The sequence below is a fragment of the Actinomadura rubrisoli genome (assembly GCF_004349215.1).
Lineage (GTDB): Bacteria > Actinomycetota > Actinomycetes > Streptosporangiales > Streptosporangiaceae > Spirillospora > Spirillospora rubrisoli.
The window spans coordinates 1-7210 of sequence record NZ_SMKU01000421.1 but is presented as its reverse complement, the minus strand read 5'-3'; the positions used below and the strand labels follow the sequence as shown (position 1 = coordinate 7210).

The window sequence follows — 7210 nt, the reverse complement described above, 5'->3', positions numbered from 1 at the left end:
GTTGTCAACCCTGCTTAGGCGCTCCGTTCACGCACGGCCGGGACGCGGCCGAGGACGGGGAGCCGTTCAGCCTGCGTGTCTGCCCGTACCCGCTGGAAGCCGGGACGGCGGTCGGGCGGGCGCAGTTCCGGGCGTGGTGCGACGGATACGACTCCGTGAACCCGTTCCCGATCGACTACACGAGCTGAGTCGAACGCAGGACGCCCCACCGGTCGCGATGATCGGCGGGGCGTCGGCGTGCGTAGGGCCTACAGGTCGTGAGAGCCCGCGCGGACCGCTCCGACGAACGCCGTGAACGCCGGACGGCTGAAACCCAGCACGGGCCCGTCAGGGTCCTTGGAGTCCCGCACAGCGACCACGAGGACGGGCCAGGGGGGTTCTACAGGTCGTAATCGCCTTGCCGGATGGCTTCAAACAACGCCGCCATCTCAGCGACGTTAAACGCGTGCTTTGGCCCGTCCGGGTCAGTGCTGTCCCTGGTTGCCACACCGTTTGTGATACGGGCCAGTTCGACGCAGTTTTCCCCGTTGGAAGTGCTATGACTGGACTTCCGCCATTTCATTTTGTAGACCACCTGTCTTCGATCGTCCTGTGTATCAGGTCAATGGAGGCTTCTTGTGAGAGTGCCGCCGCTCCGGCCTCTCCCCAAAATCGCCAAAGCTCAGCTATGTCTGACGGACGCTCGGTAATACGACCCCTTAGTGCACTGTCTAGGTAGGCCACTTGCTTTCCGCTGTCGAGCGTAGCCAACACAAACGACAAGGTGAATCTTTTGATGTCCGCAGAGAACGGAACCACCCGTACGATTTGGTCCCTGCTAGCGATCAAACGACCTAGTTGTTCGGTCATGATCTCGGCGGTGCCCACCTTGCGATACAGAATGCTCTCGTCTATCAGAGCCTCAAAGAACGGCGTAACGTCGTGCTCGAATATTCCTTGCCTGTCTCGTCGTTCCTCCGCCTTCTCCGCCGGGAGGATCGTCCGGGCGTACTCCGGGGTTTGAAGTAGCCCGGGAACGACTCGCGTTTCGTACGTCAATAGTGTGGTTGAGTCCTCTTCGACGCCTCGCCACTCGAACCATTCGGGCGAGATCTCTCGCTGGACCCACTTGAGATCACGCCTTAAATATCCGTTAGTGCCAAGTTTGTCCTCTATGCGCTCGATATCGTCCACATGGGGTGTTCTCTTCCCGTTGATCCAATTGCTCACGGTCGAAGGGACCACGTTGAGCATTTCCGCTAGTTCCCTGCCCGTCATCCCTGCCGCTTCGAGCGCATGAGCAAGCTCATTACCCCAGATCTCTTGAGCCGTCTCACGCTTTGGCGCCATCAGAGGTTCACATCCTTAGCGTGAATGCTGATCAGGGTTGACAGGTTGGGCGGCCTTGTGCTTCGTCTACCGATCATAATCCCCTGACTTCACCCTGGGAACAGCAAAGGTTGCAGGCAGATCGGGAATCCGGGTGAGGTGGACATGACGGACATGCCGACTCGCGGTGTTTCGTGGGTCTCGCGCATCGTCTCTGACGCTGACCGCGCTTCGACGGGGCGGTTGCGGGACCACGTACGCGGGAGCGGACATGAGTGATCGCTTCGACGGTACCGAGCATCCACACGCCTACTCTCGGCTGTTCGAGTTGGGGAACGCGCTGGAGATGCGCAGGTTCGAGACGTCCTTGGGGGCCAGGGCTGTGCTCGTGGTTCAGCGGGGCGACGCTACGGGACGCGTCCAGTCGATCACCTGCACGCCCCGGCCGGACGACGGCGGGCGCCTGTGGTTCTACTCGCTCGGTGAGCCGATCGCACAGGCCGATCAGGTCATCGACGCCGCCGTGATCATCGCGGCGGACCTGGCGCCCAGCGACGTGACCACCGGGGACGACTCGTGATCGCCGCTGACTATCTCGATCTGCTCGCGAGTGCTCTGGCCACGGAGGGGTGGACGGCGCGTCCTCGCTACGATCGGGCGCCTGAGCTGCTGTATGTGCTGTCGCCCAGCCTCCCGGCGGTCGGGGAGAGCGTCCGGGTCAAGGCGGGCGTGGGCGGGGTTCCGTGGTTCATCGACTCCACCGGTAACCCGCTCGCCCCCTGCCACGACCTTCCCGGAGCGGTCGCGCAGATCGGCGCCCGGTTGGCGCCGCTCGCCTTCGCGGCGGCCGCCCGGCGCGCGGCCAGTGCCGAGCAGGACGCGCCCGCACGTGGTCTGATCGGCCGTCTTCGGGCCTCACTAGGGCGGGCCTGATGGCGGGGGCAACCGGGCTGGTGGTCGAGCCGTTCGGGCCGCTGGACGCGCTGCACGCCGCGATCCGGCGCCGGGCCCCGCAGATCGCCGCCACGTGCGCCCGCACCTCCGATGTGTCCGGCGAGTTCGGGTTGCGGCTGCACGTCAGCTACCGGGACCGCCCGGCGCGGCGGATCCGCTGGGACGACGACACCGAAACCTACGTGTGGACGTCCGGTCCGGACGACGGAGCGAGACTCGCGGCGGATGTCGAGCAGGCGGCCGAGCGGATCGCGTGGGCGCTCGGCGCACCGATCAGCCCTAACCCGTCCGAACGCGAGTAGAGCCGGGACGGCGCGGCCGGGGGACGTCCCCGAACCCGGCCGCGCCGCTCCCCACCGTCGCTGTGTCCCCGGGGGTCCTAGCGCGGGGTTCCGGGGCCGCGACGCCTAGACGATCACATCCCCAACGAGACGAGGAGATCTGATGTCGGTCGATAAGCCACGCGAGTCCGATGAGTCCCGCGATCTAGGGGCGCGGCTGTACGGGCCCGTGAACGCGGTGTACGTCGAGTTGCGCGCCGGGGCCCCGGGGGTCGTCGCAAGCTGCAAGCGCGGCCATTACGAGCCCGCTACTCGGTCGCACCTGCGCGTCAGCTACCGGGCCGAACCCGCGCGGGTCGTCACGTGGGACGAGGAAGCGCAGTACTACGTGTGGGTTGGCGGGCCCGATGATGGCGGCCAGCTTGGCCGGGAGCCGCGACGGGTCGCCGCACGGATCGCCGAGACCCTGGGAGCGCCGTTCTCCGCGCCGTCCGACGACCCGGCGGCGGAGGGGCGGACGGGCCGATGACGGTGGGCGCGGCGTCCCGTAGCGCAGAGAGGGCGCCGCGCCCTCCGGTGTCGCGCGGCTGACGCCCGGTCCTCGGACGGGGCCGTGAGGCGAGGCCGCGCGACCGCACGGGCCCCCGGTGGGGAGCCGGGGCCCGTGCCCGCCGCCCGGCCGGTATCGGGTACTACCGGCCGGGCGGCTCCGCGCCACCTGGAGGTGGACCATGGTGTGCGCGGTTCAGTTATGCCGCTGGTCTGTGCCCCGTCTTGAGAGCGGCGGTGTGGTGTCGGAGCTGGCGGAGGATGGCGTGTCCGGCGGCGTTGAGTGCGTCGCGTGACTGGGCGAGCTTGTTCAGGTGCTCGACGGCCAGGGCGGCGGCGCGGCGGCCGGGGTCGACCGCTTGGGCGGCGGCCTGCAACGCGGTTTCGGTGACCAGGGTGAACACCGCGCCCGTGAGGTCCCGGTCCCCGGTATGGGCGGTGAGGTAGTCGCGGCCCCACGAGGAGGTCACCAGGGCGCCGACGTCGTCCTGTCGTTCGGCCAGCATGGGAAGGATCCGGGACGGGTCGCCCCCGTTGCTCATGAACATCTGCGCGTCCATGCGGGCTGTGACCTCGTTGCCCGGGGTGAGCTTCGGCAGTGCCGCGCTGGTCAGCACACCACGGGCGACGGTGAGACGGGTATCGGCGTCGGTGACCGTGGTGCGGAACGTGTGCTCGGCGGCGTCGATGCGTTCGGTTGCGCGGCGGGTGCGGCCCTCCATCGGGACCATGTCGTCGCCGAGGATGCCAGCGACGCTGGATCCGATGTTGATCTCTCGGCGGCCGGTGGCCAGGGCGTTAGTAAGGCTGCGGATGATGTGGTCGGCGTTGTCGGGCAGGGGGGCGCCGAGCTGCGCGCGCGCTTGGATCCATTCGCCTTCGGCGGCGGCTGACTCGTTCAGGACGGCGGTGAGATCGTCCCATCCGGGGATGTCGGGCATGGTGCTGGTCTCCTTGTCAGAGGTGGGGTTTGGGGTGGGTGACGCCGAGGTGGGCGGCGCGTTCGGTGGCGTCACGGTGGGCGGCGGCGTGCGCGGTCCCGGCTTCCTGGGCCTGGAGCGCGGCGCGCTTGTGGGTGGCGTCGAGTGTCTGGGCGCGTTTGTGGGCCGCGTGCACGTCGAGGGCGGCCGCCCAGTATTCGGCGTCGAGGAACTGGGTGGTAGCGGCACACCAGGCGCGTAGGCGGTCGTCCTGGCTGCGGCAGGCGTCCGGGTCGGTGTCGAGCGCGCGTCGGACGGCGCTGATGATGTCGGCGAGGGTGCCGGAGCTGCGGGCGAAGATCTCGGGGACGTCGGTCATCGTGGTCCCTTCCGGGGGTGGGATGGTTGGGGTTGGCCCTGTTCCTGCAAGAGCCGGTCGACCTTGCGGACCAGCCGATCGGCCTTGGCCTGCGCGCGCCGCGCCGAGGTGGTGGTGTTGTCGGCGCGGGTGGCCAGGGCATGCAGCATCTCGGCGGCCTCGTCCGACAGGGCGGCACCGGCCGTACGCGCGTCCGGGTCGGGGTCGCGGGCGAGCTTGGTCAACGCGACCCGTAGCCGCGTGGCGCCGAAGTCGAAGCGGTCCTTGCCGGTCCAGCCGCATCGGCGGCCCTTCCTGCGTGGGGGCGTCTCTGGAGGGTTGGCGGGGTCGGGGGCGGTCATGGTGCTGGATCTCCTTTCGCGTAGGCATGGGTAGGCGTCGCGCGCGACGCGAAGCGACCGAGCGCGGGGGCGGCGTCGCGGCGTCGCCGGGGGTTCGGCTCGTCCGCCTTATAGGCGGGGACGAACCGGCGAGGGGGTCGTCGGGACGAGCCGGGGACGAGCGGGACGAGCACGGGTTACAGGGACTTGGTCCAAGCGTCGGCGGGGTCCTCGTACGGCTTGAGGAGGGTGTGCAACAGGGCGTTGTTGCGGCCGCGTTCGACCTTCACGTGGCCGTCTTTGATCAGGCACGCGACGGCGTGGCGGATCTTGGTGGCCTGTCCGTTGATGCTGAGTTCGATGTCGCGGCCGGACGCATCGGGCACGGTCGCCAGGAAGTCCGATACGCGCCTCATGAGCACGGTGGGGCGAAAGTCGCCGGGATCGCCGGGCGCAGTGATGGCGACTTCGATGAACGTCGCGTCGCGGGAGGTCCCGACCAGGTCAGCGAACCACTTGGCACCCCCGGCGGCGTTAGCGGCGTGGCGTCGGAGTTGCCCGGGGCGGTCTTTGGTGATGAACAGCCCGGATTGCCCGGTGACACCCACCCCGAACGGGTTGCGGTTGTCCAGGGTGTAGGCGGCGCCGTTGAGCCCGTTGAGCTTGTGGACGGCGCCCAGGGCGTACCGGCCGCGCGAGTCGCCGTTCTTGACGACGTGGTCCAGGACGACGGCGGCGGCGCCGTGATCGGCGACCGGGCGTGTGAGGAGCCTGCCGAAGGTGGCGGCGTCGGAGTTATCGAGCGGATTCAAGCCGTGCATGACCATGCCTTCGGTGACGCCGTCGATCACGGCGAGGGTGGGGCGTAGGTCGCCGAGGGCTTGGGCGAGATCGGACCGGTTGTCGCCCAGGGTGATGGGCACCTCGGGCCGGACGTAGCCGAACCGGGAGGCGATCACCTCGGGCCGGACGGCCAGCGCCAAGAGCCGCCCGACCACTCCGCCTTCGTCGTCCTCGAAGTCGACATACACCACGCCGTGCCCGGCTTGCATCTCGGTCGCGGCGGCGGCGAGCATGAGCCATGTCTTGCCCGCTTCGGACTCGGCGGCCACCGAATGCATCCGGCCCGGGTAGAACAGCCCCACCCCGTCATCGCGGCGTCCCACCGTGGGCTGTGCGGGTTCGTAGCGGCCCGCTAGGACGTCGGTCAGGTCTACCGGCTGCCACGTCCGGCGCTCGGTCGCGTCCTGGTCGCCGTCGGCGGGCGGCGGGGCGGTGGGGAGGTCTCGGGGACGGGGGACCCCGGCGTCGTCTAGGAGCCGGTGGACGTGTTCGTCGTCGGGGGTCACGTGGTCGTCCCGGCGGTCGGGCATCCGGAGTTGATGGTGGCGCGGATCTCGCCGGGAGCGAGTCCGATGTCCAGGGCGGCGCGGGCGAGTGCCTGGGCGGCCGGGCCGGGCTCGATCTCCCGGGCGGCGGCCATGTCGGAGATCCGGCACGCGGCCCAGTGCAGGACGGCGTTTCGCTCCCCTTCCCGGGCCTTCAGGACGGTCGCCACGAGACCGTGGAGCCGGTTGTAGGGCGTCCCGGTGGACGGCTGCCGGAACTGTGCCCAAAACGCGCCTGAGGAGCCTTCAGCGGCCCGTGAGGCTCGGGAGGTGGTTACTGAGCGGTGGGACGGTGGAGTGGCCTTCAGACGCTCGATCAGGACGCGGTGAAGGGGCGTAAGCGGATAGTCGTACCGGCCGTCCCCAGACCAGTGGTACGCGCGGCCCGTCCCGGGATGCACCGACGGCGGTACGACCACGTAGGCGTCATCGGCCTTGACGTCGACGCCGGGACCGAGCCCGCCCGGACGGGACGTGATCCGCACCCCCGGATGCGCGTAGTAGAGCTGGATACCGCAGGACCGGCCCGTCATGGACATGACCGTTCCGGGAAGCACCTCGGCCCGATCGAGCTTGGCCAGCGTCCGGGAGCCGACAGGCGGGTCCACATCGATCACCACCGTTCCCGACGCGGCACCGGTCCGGACGGCCAGCAACCCGGCCGGATACCGCTCGAACATCGCGGTAAGCCGCGCCGGGTCGGTCGTGGCCGCGTGGAACCCGTGACAAGTCAGGCACGCGCACGCCTCCATGGTCTCGGCCGTGGTGTGCGCGGTCTTGCAACCGGGGCAGTTGCGGACCGGCACCTTCGTCGGCGACAGCACAAACACCGGCCACCCGTGCGCGGCGTAGCCGAGCGCGGCGGCCAGCATCGCGGGCGGGACCCCGGTCACCTTGGCCCGTCCTCGGCGGCCTGTTCGGCGGCTTGGACGTCGCGCGCTGCGGTGGCGCGGGCGGTGGCGAAGATGCGCCGTAGGTATTCGCGCTGCCGCGCGCTGAATGGCGGGGCATTGTCCACTTCCGCCTTGATCCGCGCGGCCTGGTCAGCGTCGGCCTGGTCGCCGCTCTGATCGACGGTCGGCGCGGTGGTGTGGTCGGACGGTGGCATGCC

At 69.3% G+C, this 7210-nt stretch carries 14 protein-coding genes; 5 read left to right on the top strand and 9 right to left on the bottom strand.

The window, feature by feature from the left end; translation table 11 throughout:
• Positions 1-188, top strand: a 188-nt coding sequence (locus E1298_RS48895) for a hypothetical protein (RefSeq protein WP_165975923.1), incomplete at its 5' end; no start/stop codon positions are given.
• A gap of 60 nt (positions 189-248) precedes the next feature.
• Here E1298_RS48895 and E1298_RS51435 read toward each other — a convergent pair.
• From E1298_RS51435 to E1298_RS41710, 3 genes are read right to left on the bottom strand one after another with little or no spacing between them, the layout of a single operon-like run.
• Complete coding sequence (locus E1298_RS51435) at positions 249-350, bottom strand: DUF397 domain-containing protein (RefSeq protein WP_279499624.1); 102 nt, start codon at positions 348-350, stop codon at positions 249-251.
• 29 nt (positions 351-379) lie between these two features.
• On the bottom strand, positions 380-562 hold the full coding sequence (locus E1298_RS51430) for a DUF397 domain-containing protein (protein WP_131902913.1): 183 nt from the start codon (positions 560-562) through the stop codon (positions 380-382).
• Entirely contained in the window at positions 559-1329 is a 771-nt protein-coding gene (locus tag E1298_RS41710; RefSeq protein WP_131902912.1) for a helix-turn-helix domain-containing protein, read from the bottom strand. Before E1298_RS41710 ends, E1298_RS51430 begins: the two co-directional genes overlap by 4 nt.
• A gap of 250 nt (positions 1330-1579) precedes the next feature.
• On the opposite strand from E1298_RS41710, the gene E1298_RS41705 reads away from it, so the two are divergent.
• The 4 genes from E1298_RS41705 to E1298_RS41690 all read left to right on the top strand — a co-directional run bounded on the left by E1298_RS41705 (position 1580) and on the right by E1298_RS41690 (position 3072).
• Positions 1580-1888: a hypothetical protein gene (locus tag E1298_RS41705; RefSeq protein ID WP_131902911.1), complete on the top strand. Its 309-nt coding sequence runs from the start codon at positions 1580-1582 to the stop codon at positions 1886-1888.
• Positions 1885-2241: a hypothetical protein gene (locus E1298_RS41700; protein ID WP_131902910.1), complete on the top strand. Its 357-nt coding sequence runs from the start codon at positions 1885-1887 to the stop codon at positions 2239-2241. Before E1298_RS41705 ends, E1298_RS41700 begins: the two co-directional genes overlap by 4 nt.
• Positions 2241-2564, top strand: a complete 324-nt coding sequence (locus E1298_RS41695) for a hypothetical protein (RefSeq protein WP_131902909.1) — start codon at positions 2241-2243, stop codon at positions 2562-2564. The genes E1298_RS41700 and E1298_RS41695 overlap by 1 nt, the downstream gene beginning before the upstream one ends.
• Before the next feature lie 142 nt (positions 2565-2706).
• Positions 2707-3072, top strand: coding sequence for a hypothetical protein (locus E1298_RS41690; RefSeq protein ID WP_131902908.1), 366 nt, complete (start codon positions 2707-2709; stop codon positions 3070-3072).
• Between the two features lie 220 nt (positions 3073-3292).
• On the opposite strand, the gene E1298_RS41685 is transcribed toward E1298_RS41690, so the two are convergent.
• From E1298_RS41685 to E1298_RS48890, 6 genes are all read right to left on the bottom strand, one after another.
• Positions 3293-4033 (bottom strand): hypothetical protein, encoded by a 741-nt coding sequence (locus E1298_RS41685; protein WP_131902907.1) that lies wholly within the window; start codon positions 4031-4033, stop codon positions 3293-3295.
• A gap of 16 nt (positions 4034-4049) precedes the next feature.
• Positions 4050-4391 carry a hypothetical protein gene (locus E1298_RS41680; protein ID WP_131902906.1) on the bottom strand — a complete coding sequence of 114 codons (342 nt, stop codon included), beginning with the start codon at positions 4389-4391 and terminating at the stop codon, positions 4050-4052.
• The gene (locus E1298_RS41675; protein ID WP_131902905.1) at positions 4388-4732 is read right to left on the bottom strand and encodes a hypothetical protein; all 345 of its coding nucleotides are present in this window, start codon (positions 4730-4732) and stop codon (positions 4388-4390) included. Before E1298_RS41675 ends, E1298_RS41680 begins: the two co-directional genes overlap by 4 nt.
• A gap of 176 nt (positions 4733-4908) precedes the next feature.
• Positions 4909-6084 carry an AAA family ATPase gene (locus tag E1298_RS41670; protein WP_131902904.1) on the bottom strand — a complete coding sequence of 392 codons (1176 nt, stop codon included), beginning with the start codon at positions 6082-6084 and terminating at the stop codon, positions 4909-4911.
• A complete protein-coding gene (locus E1298_RS41665) occupies positions 6057-6992 on the bottom strand; it encodes a bifunctional DNA primase/polymerase (RefSeq protein ID WP_131902903.1) in 936 nt (311 codons plus the stop codon). Before E1298_RS41665 ends, E1298_RS41670 begins: the two co-directional genes overlap by 28 nt.
• A partial coding sequence (locus E1298_RS48890) for a hypothetical protein (protein WP_165975922.1) occupies positions 6989-7210 on the bottom strand: 222 nt, incomplete at its 5' end. The genes E1298_RS41665 and E1298_RS48890, both read right to left, overlap by 4 nt.